The following is an 18,909-nucleotide window of genomic DNA, read 5'->3' as shown; positions in this document are numbered from 1 at the left end:
CCAGCGGTGATCACGTGTGATCTCCGACCCCTTCGGTTCCCTGCGTGGGTGAAGTGGCCGCGCGGGGGTACCTCCAGCGCTCGGCGGCGTACCGACGTCGCCTGATGCGGAGGTGGAGCACGTGGTGGAGACCTGGCCCGGATCGGCGTACCCGCTGGGTGCGAGCTTCGACGGGACGGGCACCAACTTCGCCCTGTTCTCCGAGGTGGCCGAGAGGGTGGAGCTGTGCCTCGTCGACCTGGACACCGATGGCTCCGGAGGGCGCCGCGAGACGCGGGTCGAGCTGACCGAGGCCGACGCCTACGTCTGGCACGCCTACCTGCCCGAGGTCCAGCCCGGGCAGTGCTACGGATACCGCGTGCACGGCCCGTGGGACCCGAGCCAGGGCCTGCGCTGCAACCCCACCAAGCTGCTGCTCGACCCGTACGCCAAGGCGACGGTCGGCGACGTCGAGTGGGACCAGAGCCTCTTCGGCTACGACTTCGGCGACCCCGACTCCCGCAACGACGAGGACTCGCTGGACCGGATGGTCCTGGGCGTGGTGACCAATCCGTGGTTCGACTGGGAGGGGGACCGGGCGCCGCGGACGCCGTACGCGGAGACGGTGATCTACGAGGCGCATGTCAAGGGCCTGACCGCGACCCACCCCGACGTCCCGGAGGCGCTCCGCGGCACCTACTCCGGGCTGGCCCACAGCTCGGTGGTGGACCACCTGCACCACCTGGGGGTCACCGCGGTCGAGCTGATGCCGGTGCACCAGTTCGTCCACGACGACGTGTTGCTGCAGCGTGGCCTGCGCAACTACTGGGGCTACAACACCCTGGGCTTCTTCGCCCCGCACGAGGGGTACGGCGCAGGGTCGACGCCCGGCCACCAGGTGCAGGAGTTCAAGGCCATGGTCAAGGCCCTTCATGACGCGAACATCGAGGTCATCCTCGACGTGGTCTACAACCACACTGCCGAGGGCAACCACCTGGGACCGACGCTGAGCTTCAAGGGCATCGACAACCCGGCGTACTACCGGCTCGTCGACGACGAGAAGCAGTACTACATGGACTACACAGGCACGGGGAACTCGCTCAACGCCGGCAATCCGCACTCGTTGCAGCTGATCATGGACTCGCTGCGCTACTGGGTCACCGAGATGCACGTCGACGGCTTCCGCTTCGACCTCGCCTCGGCGCTGGCTCGCGAGTTCTACGACGTCGACAAGCTCGCGACCTTTTTCGAGCTCGTGCAGCAGGACCCGGTCGTCAGCCAGGTGAAGCTGATCGCAGAGCCGTGGGACGTCGGGCCCGGTGGCTACCAGGTCGGCAACTTCCCGCCGCAGTGGACGGAGTGGAACGGCGCCTACCGTGACAGCGTCCGTGACTTCTGGCGTGGTGACGCCAACCTGGGAGAGCTGGCCAGTCGGCTCGCCGGGTCCGCCGACCTCTACGAGCACTCCGGACGTCGTCCGGTCGCGAGCATCAACTTCGTCACCGCGCACGACGGCTTCACCCTGCGCGACCTGGTGTCCTACGAGCAGAAGCACAACGAGGCCAACGGCGAGGACAGCCGCGACGGCGCCGACGACAACCGCTCGTGGAACCACGGCGTGGAGGGTCCGACCGACGAGCCGGGCGTCAACGAGGCGCGTGCGCGCGACCAGCGCAACCTGCTCGCGACGCTCCTGCTCAGCCAGGGCGTACCGATGCTGCTGCACGGCGACGAGCTGGGGCGCACGCAGGAGGGCAACAACAACACCTACGCCCAGGACTCGCCGCTGAGCTGGATCGACTGGGAGCGGACAGACCGGCCGCTGTGCGAGTTCGTCAGCGAGCTCGTCCGGCTTCGGCGGGAGCACCCGTCCCTGCGTCGCCAGCGCTTCTTCACCGGCAGGACGGTGCGCACCGGTGAGGGCGAGCGGCTCAACGACATCGTGTGGCTGCACCCCGACGGCCGTCCGATGGAGGACGACGACTGGGAGGGCCTGCGGACCCTGGGCATGTACCTCAACGGTGACGGCATCGCCGGCCGCGATCCGCGGGGACAGCCCATCCGGGACGACCACTTCCTGATCCTGTTCAACGGCGCCGACGACCGCGAGGTCGCCCTTCCGGACGAGGAGTACGCCTCGGGATGGCAGGTGGTCGTCGACACCAGCGGCAGCTGTGACCCCGAGCTGCGGGTCGAGGCCGGTGGAGTCTTCGCGCTGCCGCACCGCAGCGTCGTCGTGCTCCAGCAGTGGCACGAGCCGGCGCCCGAGGCCGACGTCAGCCCGGCCGCCTCGGTCGCGTCGATGACGGGTGAGCAGTGACGGCGCCGGCGGGTCCGGGCGGCGTCCCGACCAGCACCTACCGCGTCCAGGTGCGCGAGTCCTTCGACCTCGACGCCGCTCGCGAGCTGTTGCCGCACCTCGATGAGCTCGGTGTCGGGTGGATCTACCTGTCACCGCTGCTCGAGGCCCATCCCGGAAGCGACCACGGGTACGACGTCGTCGACCCCACGCGCGTCGACCCGGCCCGCGGCGGGCCGGAGGCCCTCGCCGAGCTCTCTGCCGAGGCGCACCGGCGGGGGATCGGCGTCCTGGTGGACATCGTGCCGAACCACGTCGGCGTGGAGAGCCCGGCCACGAACGGGTGGTGGTGGGACCTCCTCATGCACGGCCCGGGCTCGCGCTTCGAGCGCTTCTTCGACGTCGACTGGCCTGCCGGCGACGGCCGGCTCCTGATACCGGTCGTCGGTGACGACGACCGCCCCGACGGCCCGACCGCCCACCTGGAGCTGGTGGACGGCATGCTCGGCTACCACGACCACCGGTTCCCCATCGCGCCCGGCACGGCTGACGACTCCCGGGACCCGCAGGTCGTGCACGAGCGCCAGCACTACCGCCTGGTCAGCTGGCGCGCTGCCGACACCCACCTGAACTACCGCCGCTTCTTCGCGGTCAACACGCTGGCCGGCGTCCGCGTGGAGGACCGCGACGTCTTCGAGGCGACCCACGTGGAGGTCGCCCGCTGGTTCCGGGAGGGGCTCGTGGACGGCCTGCGGGTCGACCACCCGGACGGCCTGCGCCACCCGGCGTCGTACCTCGAGGACCTCGGGGCGCTGACCGACGGGGCCTGGATCGTCGTGGAGAAGATCCTGGAGACCGGCGAGGAGCTGCCGCCGCACTGGCGCACCGCCGGGACCACCGGCTACGAGGTGCTCGCGGCGATCGATCGCGTGCTCGTCGACCCGGCCGGCGAGGACCCGCTCACCGAGCTCGACGACCGGCTGCGCGGCGGGGTGCCGCCCTGGGCGGAGCTCGTCCGGGACAACAAGCGGGACGTCGCGACGAGCATCCTCAACTCGGAGGTGCGCCGGATCGCGCGGGAGATCGCCCGTGAGCTGGACGTCTCGGCCGACGAGGAGTGGCGTGCGGGTGTGGAGCAGGTGCTCGTCGAGCTGCTTGCCGCCTTTCCCGTCTACCGGAGCTACCTCCCCGACGGGCAGGAGCACCTGCGACTGGCCGCCGAGATCGTTCGCGGCGACCGGCCGGACCTCGTCGAGCAGCTCGACCTGGTGCTGCCGGTCCTGGAGGACCGTGTGCTTGCTCCCTCGCTGCGCTTCCAGCAGACAAGCGGGATGGTGATGGCCAAGGGCGTCGAGGACCGTGCCTTCTACCGGTGGAGTCGGCTGACCTCGCTCAACGAGGTCGGCGCCGACCCTGACCACTTCGCCCTTGACACGGCAGGCTTCCATGCAGCGATGGCCCGCAGGCAGGCGAGCACCCCGGATGCGATGACCACCCTCAGCACCCACGACACCAAGCGCGGAGAGGACGTCCGCGCCCGGATCTCGGTGCTTGCCGAGGACCCGGAGTGGTGGACCGCCACGCTCACCTCCCTGCTCGAGGCGGCGCCGGCACCCGATCCCGGCTTCGCCAACCTGCTCTGGCAGGCCGCCGTCGGGGCCTGGCCGCTGGAGCGCGATCGCCTGCACGGGTACGCCGAGAAGGCGATGCGCGAGGCCGGCGACCGCACCACGTGGACGGCGCCCGACACGTCGTACGAGAAGGCGGTGCACGCCCTCGTCGACGCGGCGTACGACGACCCGGCGGTCCGCTCGCTGGTCGACGCCGCCGCCGATCGACTGGCCGCGCCGGGCTGGAGCAACGCGCTGTCGGCCAAGCTGCTGAGCCTGATCGTCCCCGGAGTGCCCGACGTCTACCAGGGCAGCGAGCTCTGGGAGCAGAGCCTGGTCGACCCCGACAACCGCCGGCCGGTCGACTTCGCGCTCCGGCGGCGACTGGCCCTGGAGGGCGACGTCCCGCACCGGCCCACCGACCCACTCGACGAGGGTGGGGCCAAGCTGCACGTCGTGCGGACCGCGCTGCGGCTGCGGCGGGACCGGCCGGAGCTCTTCACCGGCTACACGCCGGTCACCGTGACCGGGTCGGCGGCGGGGCACGCGCTGGCGTTCGACCGCGGCGGCGTGGTCGCGGTGGTGACCCGGCTGCCCGTCGGGCTGGAGCGCGCAGGCGGATGGAGCGACACCCGCCTCGAGCTGCCAGTGGGGGAGTGGCGTGACCTGGTGACCGATCGTCCGGCCTCGGCCGACCTCGGCTCCCTGCTCGACCGGCTCCCCGTCGCCCTGCTGGTCCGGGAGGACACATGAGCACCCCACGTCAACGACCTGCCTTCGACGTGTGGGCGCCACGCGCCCGCCGCGTCCGGCTCAGCCTCGAGGACCTCGCGGTGCCGATGACGGAAGCCGGGGGCGGCTGGTGGACGGTGGCGACGCCGATCGGCCCGCTGCCCGACGGCACCCGCTACGGCTACCTGCTCGACGACGAGGATCGAGCCCTGCCGGACCCGCGTTCGCGACGACAGCCAGAGGGCGTGCACGAGCGGTCCGCCACCTTCGACCCCGCCGCCCACGAGTGGCGTGACCAGGCGTGGACCGGCCGACAGCTGGCCGGGGCGACGATCTACGAGCTGCACGTCGGCACCTTCACACCGGAGGGCACGTTCGACGCCGTCGTCGACCGCCTCGACCACCTCCTGTCGCTGGGTGTCGGCTTCATCGAGCTGATGCCGGTCAACGCGTTCAACGGCGTGCACAACTGGGGCTACGACGGGGTCCTCTGGTCGGCGGTCCACGAGCAGTACGGCGGCCCGGCGGCGTACCAGCGTCTCGTCGACGCCTGCCACCGCGCAGGGATCGGCGTCATCCAGGACGTCGTCCACAACCACCTCGGTCCGTCGGGCAACTACCTGCCGCGCTTCGGGCCGTACCTCAAGGACGGGCGCAACACGTGGGGCGACCTGGTCAACCTCGACGGCGAGGGTTCGGCCGAGGTCAGGCACTTCATCCTCGACAGCGCACTGATGTGGCTGCGTGACTTCCACGTCGACGGCCTGCGCCTGGACGCCGTGCATGCCCTGGTCGACGACTCCGACGTGCACCTGCTCGAGGAGATGGCGATCGAGGTGCAGGCGCTGTCGGCGCACCAGAACCGTCCGCTCACGCTGATCGCCGAGTCCGACCTCAACGACACGCGGATGGTCACCCCCCGCGAGGCCGGCGGCCGCGGCATCGACGCCCAGTGGAGCGACGACTTCCACCACGCCGTCCACGTCGCGCTGACCGGAGAGACCACCGGGTACTACGAGGACTTCGCCCCACTCGGAGCGCTCGCGAAGGTGCTCGACCGCGGCTTCTTCCACGACGGCACCCACTCGAGCTTCCGGGGCCGCGACCACGGCCGGCCGGTCGACACCGAGCGGATGCCCGCGTGGCGCCTGGTGGTCTGCGCGCAGAACCACGACCAGGTCGGCAACCGCGCCCGCGGTGACCGCACGGCGGAACACCTCGACACCGAGCGACTGCTGTGCGCGGCCCTGCTCACGCTCACCTCGCCCTTCACGCCCATGCTCTTCCAGGGCGAGGAATGGGCCGCCAGCACGCCGTTCGCATTCTTCACCTCGCACCCGGAGCCCGAGCTCGCGAAGGCGACCGCCGACGGCCGGCTCGCGGAGTTCGAACGGATGGGCTGGGACCCGGCCGAGGTCCTCGACCCGCAGGACCCCGCCACCTTCACCCGCAGCAGGCTGAACTGGACCGAGCTCGACGAGGGCCGGCACGCTCGCGTCCTCGACGGCTATCGGCGCCTGACCGCATTGCGCCGCGCGCACCCCGAGCTGACCGATCCCGGCTTCGGTGAGGCGACCGTCGACGAGGCCGCTCGGCGCCTGACCCTCGAACGGGGGCGCCTCGCCGTCCACCTCAACCTCGGCGACCTCCCTTGGGAGGTCTCGTGGGAGGTCCCGGCCCTCGAGGTGCTGTTCAGCACCACGGACGAGGTCGCCGTGGGGGCAGCGGCCCGTGCGGTCGTCGTACCACCGGGGAATGCGGTGCTGGTTCGGCGCTGACGTCGCCGTCGCCTGCTCGGGTCACATGCTCCCGGTGTCGAGGTAGCGCTGGTGCCAGCTGAGCGCCTCGCCGAGCAGGTGCGGGGTGTGCCGTGCCGTCGGTCGCTCGTTCCACGCCCGCTCGAAGTAGTCCTGCAACGCCTCGCGGAAACGGGGGTGGGCGCAGTGCTCGATGATGCGGGGCGCGCGGTCCTGCGGCGAGGTCCCGCGCAGGTCGGCCAGGCCGTGCTCGGTGACGATGACGTGGACGTCGTGCTCGGTGTGGTCGACGTGGCTGACCATCGGCACGATCGCCGAGATGGCACCGTCCTTGGCGGTCGAGGGGGTCACGAAGAAGTTGAGGAACGCGTTGCGGGCGAAGTCGCCGCTGCCGCCGATGCCGTTCATGATGGCGCTGCCCATGATGTGGGTGGAGTTCACGTTGCCGTAGATGTCGGCCTCGATCATCCCGTTCATCGCGATCAGGCCGAGCCGTCGCACCAGCTCGGGATGGTTGGAGATCTCCTCGCTGCGCAGCAGGATCCGGCCCTTGTACGACGCGATGCCGTCCATGAAGCGACGTACGCCGGCGTCGCTGAGCCCGAAGGACGTCGCCGACGCGGTGCGCAGCGTCCCGCTGTCGAGCAGGTCGAGCATGCCGTCCTGGATCACCTCGGTGAAGGCGGTCAGGTTCGTGAACTCGCTGCCCTGCAGGCCCGCGAGCATGGCGTTGGCGACGTTGCCCACCCCCGACTGCAGCGGCAGGAGGTCGGCGGGCATCCGTCCGGCGCGGACCTCGTGGCGCAGGAAGTCCAGGACGTGGTCGGCGATGGCGGCCGAGACCTCGTCCGGAGGGCTGAAGGGGGAGTTGCGGTCGGGGCGGTCGGTCTCGACCACGGCCACGACCTTCGCCGGGTCGACGCGCAGGTAGGGCTCGCCGATCCGCTGCATCGGCTCGGTCAGCTCGATCGGGCGGCGGTGGGGCGGGAGGGCGGCGCCGTAGTAGATGTCGTGGAAGCCCTCGAGCTCGCGCGGCTGCCAGTGGTTGACCTCGAGGATCACCTTCTGTGCCTGGTCCAGCCAGGTCTTGTTGTTGCCCACCGAGCTGCTCGGTACGAGCAGCCCGCCCGGCAGGATCGCCGTCACCTCCACCACCGCCACGTCGAGGCGCCCGTAGAACCCGAACCACATGTGCTGTGCCGAGTGCGACAGGTGGGCGTCGATGTAGTCCACCTCGCCGCTGTTGATCAGCGCGCGCATCGTCGGGTCGGAGTTGTACGGCAGCCTGCTGGAGACGCCGTGCGCCTTCGCGAGCACCCCGTCGGCGTCCGGGGCCGTCGAGGCACCGGTCCACAGCCCGATGCGGAAGGCGTCCCCGCGCGTGTGCGCCGCGACCATCGCGTCGTGCAGGGCGCCGGGGATCGCCTTGGGGTAGCCGGCCCCGGTGAACCCGCTGAAGCCGACGTTGTCCCCGTGGTGGATGAGGGCGGCCGCTGCTTCCGCGGTCATCGTCCTGGCGGAGAGCTCGGGGCAGGTGATCCGGTTCGTCACCTCGGCATTGTTGCAACCGTAGCCTTGGAGGATGACCACGGCACCTGCTCCCGTCGCGCTCCTGCAGCACCGGTTCGCCAGCGCGCTGCCCGAGCTCACGCACGCCGCGCGCGCTGCCGAGGCGCCACAGCCCCAGCTCGTGGTGCTCAACGACGCACTGGCCGCCGACCTCGGCCTCGACCCTGCGCGGCTGCGGACCCCGGAGGGCCTCGGCCTGCTGACCGGGACGGTCGTCCCGGAGGGAGCGACGCCGGTCGCGCAGGCCTACGCCGGCCACCAGTTCGGGGGCTTCGCGCGACTGGGCGACGGCCGTGCCCTGCTGATGGGCGAGCTCGTCGACGCCGACGGGCGGCTGCGCGACCTGCACCTGAAGGGATCGGGACGCACGCCCTTCGCGCGCGGAGGTGACGGTCTCGCTGCGCTCGGACCGATGCTGCGCGAGTACGTCGTCAGCGAGGCCATGCACGCGCTCGGCATTCCGACCACGCGGTCACTCGCCGTCGTCGCCACGGGCCGCGGCGTGCGTCGCGAGGAGATCCTCCCGGGTGCCGTGCTGGCCCGGATCGCGAGCAGCCACCTGCGGGTCGGCAGCGTGCAGTTCGCCCGTGCGAGCGACGACACCGACCTGCTGCGACGCGTCGTCGACCACGCGATCGAGCGCCACCACCCCGAGGTCGCCTCCGACCCGCAGCCGCACCTGGCCTTCTACCGCGCCGTCATCTCAGCGCAGGCCGACCTGGTCGCCCGCTGGATGCTGGTCGGCTTCGTGCACGGCGTGATGAACACCGACAACATGACGCTGTCGGGGGAGACCATCGACTACGGGCCGTGCGCCTTCCTCGACGCCTTCGACCCCTCGACGGTCTTCAGCTCGATCGACGAGGGCGGTCGCTACGCCTACGCCAACCAGCCGGCGGCCGCCGAGTGGAACCTCGCCCGTCTCGGCGAGGCGATGCTCCCGTTGCTCGCCGACGAGCAGGACCGGGCGGTGGAGATCGCGACGGAGGCGCTCGGTGCCTTCCGGACGGAGTACGCCACGGCGTACTCCACGGGGCTGCGGGCCAAGCTCGGCGTGCTCCATGCCGACCCGGCCGAGGCCGACCGGATCGGTACGAGCGTGCTCGAGCTCCTCGAGGCGAGCCACGTCGACCACACGTCGTTCTGGCGGCACCTCGCGACGGCGGCCCGCGACGACGCCGAGCCGGTGCGTGGAATGTTCCTCGACCTCGCGGCCATCGACGGCTGGCTCGTCGAGTGGCGTGCGCTGTCGCCCGACGCGGAGGCGATGGACCACCTCAACCCGCTGTACGTCGCGCGCAACCACCTCGTCGAGGAGGCCCTGGCAGCGGCGACCGGGGGTGACCTCGCGCCACTGGGACGCCTGCTCGAGGCGGTCAGTGCCCCGTTCCACGAACGCCCCGGCCTCGAGAGGTACGCCGAGCCGGCGCCGGCGGACTTCGGCCGCTACCGGACCTTCTGCGGCACCTGAGTCACTCCGACTGGGTGCGACGGGGGAGCGAGTCGGTCGGCCTGGCCGAGGTCTTCACCTCGTACATCGCGGCGTCCGCGCGACGCAGCAGCTCGTCGGGAGTGACGTCGTTGCCGGACTCGGCGACGGCGATCCCGATGCTCACCGCGACGGCGAGGTGGACCCGGTCGACGAGGATCGGGCGGTCCAGCTCGCGCTCGATGCGCTGCGCGGTGGACCGGGCGATGAGATGTCCGGCCCCTTCACAGAGCACCGCGAACTCGTCGCCGCCGAAGCGCGCGACCGTGTCGGACTGGCGGACGGCGGCGCGGAGCCGGATCGCGACCTCCTGAAGCAGGGAGTCGCCCATCGCGTGGCCGTGTGCGTCGTTGACGGCCTTGAAGCCGTCGAGGTCGAGGAAGAGCACGGCGCACGTCGTACCGTCGGTGCTCGTGCGGGTCAGCGCGTCCCTCAGCCGGTCGAGGTAGAGCCTCCTGTTGCAGAGACCGGTCAACGCGTCGTGGAAGGCCATCTGCGTGATCGATTCCTCGAGTCGCCGCCGCTCGGTGACGTCGTGGATGGTGCCGCGGATCCGGACGACGACACCGTCGGCGTCGGTGATGACGTGGCCCAGGGCATGCACCCTGCGGATCTCACCACCCCCGCGAACGATCCGGCACTCGTACTCGAGCAGTGTTCCGGTGCGTACAGAGTCGTGGATCAGGCGGTTCACCCGGTCCCGGTCCTCGGGGTGCACCAGCTCCTGGAACGAGGTGAGGGACGGGATGAACGACGACGGGTCCACCCCGGTCAGTGCGTAGAGGTGGTCGGACCAGCTGATCAGGTTGAGGTGGGCGTCCCACTCCCAGCTGCCCATGCCGGAGAGCTCCTGTGCGTGGGCAAGGTCCTCGCTCGCCTGCTCGGCGGTCAGCCGGGCCTGACGCTCCCGCTCGACGGCCAGCTCGCTCGCGCGCCAGTAGACGAGGCAGGCGATGCTCTCGGCGACGATGAAGCCACCGTGCACCAGGCCCCAGAGCCACGGGCGGTCGATGGCGTCCTGGTGGTTGTAGACCGACTCCGGGACGAGCGTCCCGACCAGACCGTGGTGCACGAGCACGAAGGCGAGAGCCAGCAGGTACGGCAACCACGACTGGTAGAGCGCGACCACCGCCACCATGACGAAGAAGTGGAAGTGCGCCTCGATCACGCCGTCGAAGACATGGACCGCTGCCGCGGAGCAGGCCATCAGGCCGAGGGTTGCTGCTGCCGATCGCGCCCGGGTACCGAAGCGGCGTACCTCGGCAGCGACGGCGACCCAGGCGATGCCGGCGACCTCTGGCAGCGCGTGCCAGAGGGTGTCGCCGCGAAGCACGGTGATCGCCGGCAACAGGGCGACGTGGAGCCACAGCAGGTTGCAGATGCCGCGATGGCGCCGGGCCCACGAGCTGGCGTCCAGTGTGCCGCCCCGCGGCAGACGCTCGAGGGCACGCCGGACCTGCGGGCGCGCACGCCACAGCTCCCCGGTTCCCCCCACCATCCACCCATCTTCGCCTCGCCGGGACGGCGTTCGAGGTGGAAGCACGATTTCTTTACACGCGGTCGCGGCCTCAGTGATCGGCGGTCGACCGGCAGTCGACCGGCAGTCGACCGGTATGAGATCGGGACAATTGCGCACCCTTGTCCAGGCGCGTCGTGCGTGGTTGCGTCGGACCCATGGTCAATCTGGCAATCGTCTACTACTCCAGCTATGGCACCGCGCACGCGATGGCCTCCCGCCTGGCCGCAACGGCTGAGAGCCAGGGCGCCGACGTGCGACTGCGTCGGGTCCGCGAGACCGCTCCCGACGAGGTCGTGCAGGGGGTGGACGCCTGGGCGGCGCACGCCGCCTCGGTGGCCGACCAGCCCGTCGCCGAGCCGGACGACCTCGCGTGGGCCGATGCCGTGATCATGGGATCCGGCACCCGCTACGGCCACATCACCAGTCAGCTGCAGGCCTTCATCGACACCCTCGGCCCGCTCTGGCAGGAGGGCAAGCTCGCCGACAAGGTCTACTCGGCCTTCACCTCGACCTCCACGAAGCACGGCGGTCAGGAGTCGACGATCCTCGCGATGCACACGACGTTCTGCCACCTCGGCGGGATCATCGTCCCTCCCGGCTACACCGATCAGCTCAAGTTCGACGACGGCAACCCGTACGGCGTCGGGGTGGTCACCGACGGTTCAGGGGACCTCGACGACTCGGCCAACGCCGCGCTGGACCACTTGGTCACGCGGGTGCTGAAGGTCGCTGGCAGCCTGACGTCCTGAACTCGGTGGACATTGACCGACCGTCAGGGCTGCCTACCGCTATCGCTGCCTGTCCCTCCTCAATGCCCGGCCAGAGCGCTGCGAGAGACTCCGACGGTACGGTTCGTCCATGCTTGGGCGCCGTGATTCGCCACTGTCGGAGAAATTGTCGGTAGCGGTCGTCGAGGCGATCCTCTCGGAGGCCTCCGAGCGTGCCGAAGAGGTGCCGGTCCAGCGAGGTCGAGCAGTCGCCGATCGGGCCGTCTGGTTCTGCGTTTGCATGACGGAGAGTGCCGCCGCTCCGACCTGGCTGCTCTACGACACCGCTGAGGGTGGCTTCGGCTGGTCCAAGGACGACGGCGATCGCAACATCTCCGACCGGGTGGATGCGAGAGAGTTGTGGGGCGATCATGTTCACCCGGCGGAGGTGGCCAAGTGGTTGAACGGCGCGGATCCGGCGGAGGTTTTCGACGTCGGGGGTGCGGATCTCATCATGCTTCGCGACCTCGGGCGACGGGTTCGCGAGCTGCAGAGGTCGACTTGATTGGGATCCCCTTTGCCTGAGGTGGCAGATCTAGGCGAGGGTGGATGCCTTCAACGCAGCATGGTCGGGAGTCGTCAAAAGCGCAACGAGCTAACCTGCCGTCCGATCTGCCACGAGTGCCTGTCCTCGATGGTCAGCACAGGCGCAGGCGGGCGCAGGGACCGACGGCGCGCGAACTCCACCTGTCCGTTGCCTCGGAGGTACTCCCAGAGCGAGATCGACAGATCCAAGTCGAGGAACTGATCGACAAATAAGTCGTCGGAGGCCCAGATGCCGGCCGCGCGGGCACCGTTGGCAGATCGGCGCAGAGGGCGGTGAAAGTCCGGCCAGTCGGGATCGGGTCGCGAACTACGTCAGCCTGTGCACCGAACACCTCGCCCACCACGTCATCCCGGGCTCGCTCGACGTCGAAGGGCACCAGCCGAGTTTGTCATGCATGGTCGGACGTCTCGCTCCACGCGGCATATGAGCAGGCGTCTGGCCAACTCCCGCGCCGCACGGTGAGCCCTACATGCAGACGGCCGAGTCGACCTCCCTCACGGATGGGTCGTCCGCGAGCCTGAAGACCAAAGTTGTGCCGCCGTTGTCCCTGTACATGGCTTCCGCCTCGCTGACTCGCTCGATCATCCCGCGTCCTTCCCACCCGGTCGGCATGGAACCGCCGTTGCCGAACTGAGCTCGGAAGGGCACGTTCCAGCGCTCGCCGTCGAAGGTCAGCGTTTCGACGAAGCAGTGGTTCACTTGGACGGTGATGCTGGTGGAAGCCGGGTGATCCGCAGGCGATGCGGAGGCCGCGCGTGCTGGGTTCGGTTCCGATGCGCCAGCGGAGCAAGCAACCAGCACGAGGCCTGACAGAGCGACACCCAGCACCGACCCCAGAAATCTGATCATGCTCACTTGACGTAGCGAACCATGCCGGGGGTTCCCTCGCTGGGCCTTCGGCGACATCGAGGTCGGCGCTCCGCCCGTACCTCGGCGTGGTGGGACGTTCCGCTCCGACAGCGGCATGGTCGGGCTATTTGCTCTGTTCTGCCAAGCACGAGTGCGGCAACTTCAACCATAGAATCCTGGGATGTTGGTCAGAGGACTTGGTGCGCGGTGACAGGAGTTCCGTTCCGTTGGGATCTCGTCACGCCGGATCAACTGGGATCTCTGCTCGAGGGAGTGCCCGAGCCGCCGCTGCCTTTCGGGCCTGAGTTGGCGCGTTGCTCCGGTCAGGTCGTGGCGCGTAGCGGGAACGGCGATCTGGTCTTCATCGGCCGCAGTCTGGACTCGATGTATGACCTCCTTAGCGGTGCGCTCAGTGCTGTTCAAGATGCGCCGGCGCTCTACCGGGTTCCTCTTTCTTTCGCGCGCGATTGGGCGGGACGTTCACGGAGGACGCTTACGGCGTCGGAACTGCAGGTCGCCCGAGGCGTTCTTGAGGCGGCGGGGTGCACGCCGATGGCGCTCGTGCGCCGATCCAGCCCGCTTACCTTCGTCGATGTCGCTCATACCGGAGGAACGTTCGGTGATCTGTACGAGTTGATCCGCGATTGGGTCGCCGAGGACCGCGCGCCGTGGAGCGTGGCGAGGACCAAGGTTCGATTCGTCGGCGTGACGTCTCGCAAGAAGACCAGCCCGAACACGGTTCGGTGGGCTCAGCAACAGCTCTGGACGTCCGAGTTGCCCGCGAGGTCTGTGCTCAGTGTCAGTCTTGAGCCGCAGGTCTGGAGCTACTTCGGTGACCACCAAGTCAAGCTGACACGTTCGTGGGCGCCAAGCTGGTGGCTCGCTGAGCAAGGTGGTCCAGGACGAGACGAGCGCACTCGGACCGCCTTGGCAGAGGCCGTCGCAATCGTCGCGTACGGCCGGGGCCGAGACGGTCGCCAGCGCATTGCTAACGCGATGGCCGGGGAGCCCGCTCTGGCCGAGTCGTGGTTGCGCCGCCTTCGCTCCGCGCTGCTCAGTAGCTGAACGACAGAGGACCTAAGCCGCGCGGCGCCCTGTGGCTGCATAAGCGCTCGGACTCAACGCCGCCAGCGCGGCACGGTTGAGCGCGCAACTCTGACAGCGGCAGATGAGTGCGTTCGTAGGGGCTCGCCGGGCTGGGCGGTCGCTCAGCCCGTCAGGTAGTGAAGCGCTGCCTCCGAATAGACTGGTGAGCGAACGCAAGTCGGTCATTGAAGGGAGGGACACTCGTGGCTGTCGACGAGAAGAAGATGGGAGCCCTCATCATCACAGGCGGGTTTGCAGTGTTAGCAGTTGCAGCGTTCACCTTTGCGAGCAGTCAGATCTTCTTCTTGTTGAGCCTGGCCTACGTCGTAGCCACAAGCGCGGCGCTCGCATTGCGGCGCTCTAGGACGAGGCCGGTTCTCGCGGTCGCTTGGCTTGTGGCGTATGGAGTCGCGGCGGTGGCGTTGACGATCGGCTCAGGCTCCACCGGTTTCGGCGTGATGATGGGCGCCGTCTTCGCTTCGGTGTTCATCGTCGCCTGGATGGCCCTAGCTTTCTTCCTCCTGCTGGCGATTGATCCGGCTCGGCGTCGAGTCGTTCCGTAAGTCTGCTGCGCGTGCGCTCGACGTCAATACGCGAGGAAGACGTCGTACTTGGCGCACTCCGCAGGGACCGTGACCCCGGCAACCTCGTAGGGCCCCGGCTCGACCTCGTCAGAGGAGTGCTCGAGGACGAACCCACCTCCGAACTCCACTTGATCGCCTAGGTCGAAAATGCCGTTGTCCGGAATGCGGATTGAGAGTGGGTCCTCGTCGGCGACCTCGGTGCCGTGCGGCCAGACCACGACCGCTCCGTCTGCCCCCAGGCAACCTCCGAGCAGTTCCAGGCGCCCGCCTCCGGCCGACGCCATCCCAGCACCCCCTCGGTCTTCCGACACGAGGACCATTGCCTCACCCGCAGAGATGACTTCGCCGCCGCTGCAGCTTGTCGCTGAGATCGCCACGAGAGCCGACATGACTACCTGTACCGCACTCACACGCACGCGCCTCACGCGCACATCATGCTCTAACGCGTGACGCGCACATCTTCGGCTCCGCTCCAGTCTGTCAGCCCGCTGCGGCTGAGCGTTCCGCCCGCAGGCGGATCCGGGCGGATCGGCGGTGTGAATCTGGGTGCTGTCAGGCGGCGTCGTGGACCAGCTCGACATCGGTGAAGTAAATGTCGGGGCGTGGTCGGAATGGCTCACGGGCTGGTGTCGTGAGCTTGCGGGTTCCGGTGTTGTCGACCAGGTAGTGGGCCCCGTGGGGATCTCGCCAGAGGATGATCCCGGGGAAGGGTTGTCGACACTCCCACCNAGTAGATGTCGGGGCGTGGTCGGAATGGCTCACGGGCTGGTGTCGTGAGCTTGCGGGTTCCGGTGTTGTCGACCAGGTAGTGGGCCCCGTGGGGATCTCGCCAGAGGATGATCCCGGGGAAGGGTTGTCGACACTCCCAGCGTTGGCCGTCTTCGTGGTGGTGTGTCTTGATGCGGTGGTGGGTGCGGGTCATCGGTCCGAGGTTCCCGGGCTCGGTCTTCCCGCCTTCGGAGTAGGGGAGGTTGTGGTCGAGGTCGACCCGACGGGTGGTGNGTGGGTGCGGGTCATCGGTCCGAGGTTCCCGGGCTCGGTCTTCCCGCCTTCGGAGTAGGGGAGGTTGTGGTCGAGGTCGACCCGACGGGTGGTGTTCGGTGCGTAGGGGAAGATGTCGCCGCCGTGGATGAGGTGCACTGCTTGGCGCATCGCGTTGGGGATCTCGTAGGCGTCGACGGGTGCCTGGTTGGCGAGGTTGATCACCGGCAGGACAGTCACGGCCCCGGCGACGTGGGCGATCATCTGCCTCGCCCACGCGACGGTGACGGGTCCGTGGTCCTCCATGCGGGCGATCTCGGAGTCGGGAGTCAGGTGCAGGTCGATCCTGACCTTCGGCTTGATCGGCCCGACTGCGAGGTCGAGATGCGCCTCGGGGTTGGTGAGCATCGCAAACGCGGCGAGCTTGCGGTCACGCAGATCAACCGCAGGCATCCGGGCCTCAAGTTCCTTCGCGACTGCGGTGATCGCGATGTCGGTGGCCATCAGGGTCGTGATGTGGTCGCGGATGGTCAGGGTCGCGACACCGTGCTTGTTGATCCTGGTCATCCGGATCCCGCGCTCCAACGCCGCGGCACGCTCTTTGGTCTGGGCGACCTCGGGTGAGGCGGCGGCGACCTTGCCGTCCAGGACCGCGAGGAACCGGGACCACGCCAGGCGCCCGTCGGTGATCTCGTGGACCTCGGCGTCGACCCACGCGGCTTGGGCTTCGGTGAGCTCCCGGGTCGCTTCCGCGACGCGGCGGGCGTGCCCGGACCGGGTGGTCCCTGCCTTCACCCCCGCCGCGAGTCGGGGGAGGCGGTGGTGGATGTCGACNCTCGGGTGAGGCGGCGGCGACCTTGCCGTCCAGGACCGCGAGGAACCGGGACCACGCCAGGCGCCCGTCGGTGATCTCGTGGACCTCGGCGTCGACCCACGCGGCTTGGGCTTCGGTGAGCTCCCGGGTGGCTTCGGCGACGCGGCGGGCGTGCCCGGCCCGGGTGGTCCCTGCCTTCAAGCCCGCAGCGAGTCGGGGGAGGCGGTGGTGGATGTCGACGGCGTCCGCGATGAGTTTCTTCGCCCCGTACGGGCTGGTCTGGATGCGTGCCGCGAAGGCTGAGGCGGCGTACTCGGTGACCAGCGGCGTACCGGCCGCGCCTGCCGGCATCGAGCGGTCGCGGGCTCGTTTCGAGACCGACGCAGACCTGTCGGGGTGGTGCAGCATCGCCCACTGGTACGCGGCCGCCATGAGGTTGCGCTCAGCCTGCAAACGGTGGGCGTGCTCGGACTCGGCGTAGTCCAGGACGTCGGTCCTGGTCATCTGCTCGAGCACCGGCGTGTTCATACGAGTATTGGACCAGGTGGGTCCGACGGAAAGGCCTCAGTGCGGACAGGGCTGTGGAGAAAACTCCCGACACCGGTCGCGCTGCCTCCCGATGTGATCAGCTGCTGCCGCCGGCGGGAAGCTCCTCGAGCATCACGTCGGGGTTCTCCTTGGCGACGTACTGGGCGCGCCAGCGGTCCGTGAACAGGGCCAGGTGGGTGCCGTCGCTGCGCTGCAGCACCTCGACGCCGCGGACACCGGCGAGGGCCGATGCGCCGGCGGCGTCGGTACGGCGGGCGACCTGGTAGTCGAGGCGCGAGAAGCGGATCGGCGAGTTGAATTCGTTGGTCATCCGGTCCTCGACGACCTCGAACTGCATCGGACCAACGGCCGCGAGCACCGGGCTCTGGTCACCGCGGAGGTCCGAGCGCAGCACCTGCACCACGCCCTCCTGGTCCAGCTGCTCGATGCCCTTGCGGAACTGCTTGTAGCGGCTGATGTCGCCAGCGGAGGCGGCCATGAAGTGCTCGGGCGCGAACGACGGCACTGGCGGGTACTCGATCGCGTCGCCGACGTACACGGTGTCGCCGACGCGCAGGGCCTGCGCGTTGACGAAGCCGATGATGTCGCCGGGCTCGGCGGTCTCGACCGACGTCGTCTCCCGGCCGAAGACGGCCTGCGCGAACTTGGTCGCGAAGGGTCGTCCGGTCGCTGCGTGGGTGACGATCATGCCGCGCTCGAAGGACCCGGAGACGATGCGTGCATAGGCCAGCCGGTCGCGGTGGGCGTTGTTCATGCCCGACTGCACCTTGAAGACGAAGGCGCTGAAGTCGTCCTCGGTCTCGCGCACCGACCCGTCGACGCCGGGGGTGGCGTGCGGCTCCGGGGCGAGGTCGAGGAGGAGGTCGAGCAGCTGGGCGACACCGAAGTTCTGCAGCGCGGAGGCGAACATGACCGGCGTGGTCTCACCGGCCAGGAAGCGCTCCTGGTCGTGGTCAGCCTCGTCGAGGGAGAGCAGCTCGTGCTCCTCGACCGCGTGCGACCACACCAGCGCGTCGGCCTCGTCGACGTCGTCCGCGCCCATCCGGCGCTCGGGCGCGCGAGTCGCGCCGCCTGCCGTGCGGGTGTACTTCACGAACTCTCCGGTACGACGGTCCAGGACGCCGCGGAAGTCGCCCGCCTCGCCGACCGGCCAGGTGAGGGGAGTGGGGCGGAGCTTGATCTTCTCGTGGATGACGTCCATCAGGCCGAGCGCAGACAGCCCGGGCCGGTCCCACTTGTTGATGACGGTGATCACCGGGATGCCGCGCAGCGCGCAGACCCGGAAGAGCTTGAGGGTCTGCGGCTCGAGGCCCTTCGCGGCGTCGACCAGCATCACGGCCGAGTCGACCGCGGAGAGCACCCGGTAGGTGTCCTCGGAGAAGTCGCTGTGGCCGGGGGTGTCGACGAGGTTGATGACGTGGTCGCGGTAGACGAACTGCAGCGCGGCGGACGTGATCGAGATGCCGCGGGCCTTCTCCATCGCCATCCAGTCCGACACCGTGGCGCGACGGTCACCCTTGCCGTGGACCGCTCCGGCCTCGGTGATCACGCGCGCGTGGAGGGCGAGCGCCTCGGTCAGCGTGGACTTGCCGGCGTCGGGGTGGCTGATGACGGCGAAGGTACGCCGGGGGCGGGTGTCGGGCACTGGCCGAAATCTACCGGCGTGGACCCGCGCGCGCGGAATGCGCGCATGCCACGCGGCCTCGGAGCTCGGCCCCCGGGTCGCCGTGGCGCAGGACGAGGTGGCCGTCCCAGAGCCCTGCCGTTCCCCGCGGTGG

At 69.4% G+C, this 18,909-nt stretch carries 14 protein-coding genes; 8 read left to right on the top strand and 6 right to left on the bottom strand.

Features of this window, described 5'->3' with window-relative positions; all coding sequences use genetic code 11:
- Positions 1-124 precede the first annotated feature (124 nt).
- The 3 genes from glgX to treZ are packed head-to-tail and all read left to right on the top strand — an operon-like array spanning position 125 to position 6,398.
- A complete protein-coding gene (gene glgX, locus ASE01_RS21740; protein WP_056758199.1) occupies positions 125-2,299 on the top strand; it encodes a glycogen debranching protein GlgX in 2,175 nt (724 codons plus the stop codon).
- Complete coding sequence (treY, locus tag ASE01_RS21735) at positions 2,296-4,641, top strand: malto-oligosyltrehalose synthase (protein WP_056757668.1); 2,346 nt, start codon at positions 2,296-2,298, stop codon at positions 4,639-4,641. Before glgX ends, treY begins: the two co-directional genes overlap by 4 nt.
- On the top strand, positions 4,638-6,398 hold the full coding sequence (gene treZ, locus ASE01_RS21730) for a malto-oligosyltrehalose trehalohydrolase (RefSeq protein WP_056757665.1): 1,761 nt from the start codon (positions 4,638-4,640) through the stop codon (positions 6,396-6,398). The genes treY and treZ overlap by 4 nt, the downstream gene beginning before the upstream one ends.
- A 21-nt stretch (positions 6,399-6,419) precedes the next feature.
- On the opposite strand, the gene ASE01_RS21725 is transcribed toward treZ, so the two are convergent.
- A complete protein-coding gene (locus tag ASE01_RS21725; RefSeq protein WP_414858543.1) occupies positions 6,420-7,928 on the bottom strand; it encodes an acetyl-CoA hydrolase/transferase family protein in 1,509 nt (502 codons plus the stop codon).
- Positions 7,929-7,959: 31 nt separating this feature from the next.
- On the opposite strand from ASE01_RS21725, the gene ASE01_RS21720 reads away from it, so the two are divergent.
- The gene (locus tag ASE01_RS21720) at positions 7,960-9,417 is read left to right on the top strand and encodes a protein adenylyltransferase SelO (protein ID WP_056757663.1); all 1,458 of its coding nucleotides are present in this window, start codon (positions 7,960-7,962) and stop codon (positions 9,415-9,417) included.
- 1 nt (position 9,418) lies between these two features.
- Here ASE01_RS21720 and ASE01_RS21715 read toward each other — a convergent pair whose 3' ends face one another.
- Positions 9,419-10,933 carry a sensor domain-containing diguanylate cyclase gene (locus tag ASE01_RS21715; RefSeq protein WP_056757660.1) on the bottom strand — a complete coding sequence of 505 codons (1,515 nt, stop codon included), beginning with the start codon at positions 10,931-10,933 and terminating at the stop codon, positions 9,419-9,421.
- 176 nt (positions 10,934-11,109) lie between these two features.
- Here ASE01_RS21715 and wrbA point away from each other — a divergent pair, with 176 nt between their 5' ends.
- Both wrbA and ASE01_RS21705 read left to right on the top strand, forming a co-directional pair.
- Positions 11,110-11,703: an NAD(P)H:quinone oxidoreductase gene (wrbA, locus tag ASE01_RS21710; protein ID WP_056757657.1), complete on the top strand. Its 594-nt coding sequence runs from the start codon at positions 11,110-11,112 to the stop codon at positions 11,701-11,703.
- A gap of 109 nt (positions 11,704-11,812) precedes the next feature.
- Positions 11,813-12,226, top strand: a complete 414-nt coding sequence (locus ASE01_RS21705) for a hypothetical protein (RefSeq protein WP_056757654.1) — start codon at positions 11,813-11,815, stop codon at positions 12,224-12,226.
- A gap of 507 nt (positions 12,227-12,733) precedes the next feature.
- On the opposite strand, the gene ASE01_RS24660 is transcribed toward ASE01_RS21705, so the two are convergent.
- Entirely contained in the window at positions 12,734-13,123 is a 390-nt protein-coding gene (locus ASE01_RS24660; protein WP_157537707.1) for a hypothetical protein, read from the bottom strand.
- A 324-nt stretch (positions 13,124-13,447) separates the two neighbouring features.
- On the opposite strand from ASE01_RS24660, the gene ASE01_RS21695 reads away from it, so the two are divergent.
- Positions 13,448-14,182, top strand: a complete 735-nt coding sequence (locus ASE01_RS21695) for a hypothetical protein (protein WP_200958953.1) — start codon at positions 13,448-13,450, stop codon at positions 14,180-14,182.
- A 224-nt stretch (positions 14,183-14,406) separates the two neighbouring features.
- Complete coding sequence (locus tag ASE01_RS21690; RefSeq protein ID WP_056757645.1) at positions 14,407-14,766, top strand: hypothetical protein; 360 nt, start codon at positions 14,407-14,409, stop codon at positions 14,764-14,766.
- A gap of 23 nt (positions 14,767-14,789) precedes the next feature.
- Here ASE01_RS21690 and ASE01_RS21685 read toward each other — a convergent pair whose 3' ends face one another.
- The 3 genes from ASE01_RS21685 to ASE01_RS21670 form a co-directional block, all read right to left on the bottom strand.
- Entirely contained in the window at positions 14,790-15,212 is a 423-nt protein-coding gene (locus ASE01_RS21685; RefSeq protein WP_056757642.1) for a hypothetical protein, read from the bottom strand.
- 1,391 nt (positions 15,213-16,603) lie between these two features.
- Positions 16,604-17,110: DUF222 domain-containing protein (locus ASE01_RS25345; protein ID WP_235536146.1), on the bottom strand; the 507-nt coding region annotated here is incomplete at its 3' end.
- 97 nt (positions 17,111-17,207) lie between these two features.
- Positions 17,208-18,776, bottom strand: coding sequence for a peptide chain release factor 3 (locus ASE01_RS21670; protein ID WP_056757627.1), 1,569 nt, complete (start codon positions 18,774-18,776; stop codon positions 17,208-17,210).
- Between the last annotated feature and the right edge of the window lie 133 nt (positions 18,777-18,909).

Source organism: Nocardioides sp. Root190, assembly GCF_001428565.1.
GTDB lineage: Bacteria > Actinomycetota > Actinomycetes > Propionibacteriales > Nocardioidaceae > Nocardioides.
The sequence above is the reverse complement of the archived record's forward strand: the minus strand, read 5'-3'. Positions and strand labels throughout refer to the sequence as shown.